Origin of the sequence: Halomonas sp. 3D7M (assembly GCF_014897885.1) — a bacterium.
Classification (GTDB): Bacteria; Pseudomonadota; Gammaproteobacteria; order Pseudomonadales; family Halomonadaceae; genus Vreelandella.
Window position 1 is genome coordinate 22545 of record NZ_JABUZF010000254.1, and the last position, 982, is coordinate 23526.

The 982-nt window shown below is 53.5% G+C and carries 2 protein-coding genes; both read right to left on the minus strand.

What is annotated here, in order from left to right; all coding sequences use genetic code 11:
• Nucleotides 1-571: flavodoxin-dependent (E)-4-hydroxy-3-methylbut-2-enyl-diphosphate synthase (locus INT22_RS21220; protein ID WP_226912804.1), on the minus strand; the 571-nt coding region annotated here is incomplete at its 3' end.
• A gap of 8 nt (nucleotides 572-579) precedes the next feature.
• The coding region (locus tag INT22_RS21225; protein WP_226912805.1) for a DUF4115 domain-containing protein at nucleotides 580-982 on the minus strand (403 nt) is incomplete at its 5' end.

A 982-nucleotide genomic window follows, 5' to 3' on the forward strand; every position in this document is an offset into this window, starting at 1 on the left:
CGGCTACCGCCATAAACACATCTGAGGCTTTGACGCTGACTTTAAATTCCTGGAAATCAAGACGATCCAGGTAATCAATATGGCGCATGGCCGACTCCACTAACGCTGCGGGAGTAGGCTCGCCATACTTTTTCTGTAGATCTTTTTCCAGCGACCCGGCATTGACGCCAATACGAATCGGTATGCCATTATCGCGGGCAGCATTAACAACCGCACGTACGCGATCTTCGCGGCCAATGTTACCTGGGTTAATACGCAAGCAGTCGACACCTAGTTCGGCGACACGCAGGGCAATTTTGTAGTCAAAATGAATGTCTGCCACCAGTGGGACATCGACACGCTGCTTAATTTTGCCAAAACTTTCAGCGGCGTCCATATCGGGTACCGAAACGCGGACAATATCGGCTCCCGCTTTTTCTAACTGCTGAATTTGCGCCACGGTGGCATCGACGTCCAGCGTATTTGTGTTGGTCATGCTCTGAACAGCAATAGGTGCATCACCACCTACGGCCACATTGCCAACGTGAATTTGACGCGAGAAGCGGCGTTTAATCGGAGAAGGGGCGTGCATAAGACGGGTCACTCTCCCAGGGTAAAGCGGGCAACATTATTGGCACCGGCGCGCTGGACAAGGTTAACGTCCTCGCCTTCATAGCGCAGCTCTACGCCGGTGGCATTGCCGATAGTTAAACGAAAAGGCGGTTCGCCCTCAACACTTGCTGTGGTGCCAGGCGTTTGCAGACCAACGAACACTCGCTGGTTATTGGCATCAAAAATTTCAGTCCACGACTGCTCGTTAAACGTAAGTTCAAGCAGGTTTGGATTTGTTGCGGGCGCTGTTTCGACCGTGTTGTCTTCACTGTCAGTGGCGGCGTCCGCTTGTTCAGCGGTATCTGCAGCGGTGAGCTCAGCAGCTTCTGCCCCTTCGGCAGACGTAGACGACTCAGATGCCGACTCAATGGCAGCCGTTGCGGCGGTAGCC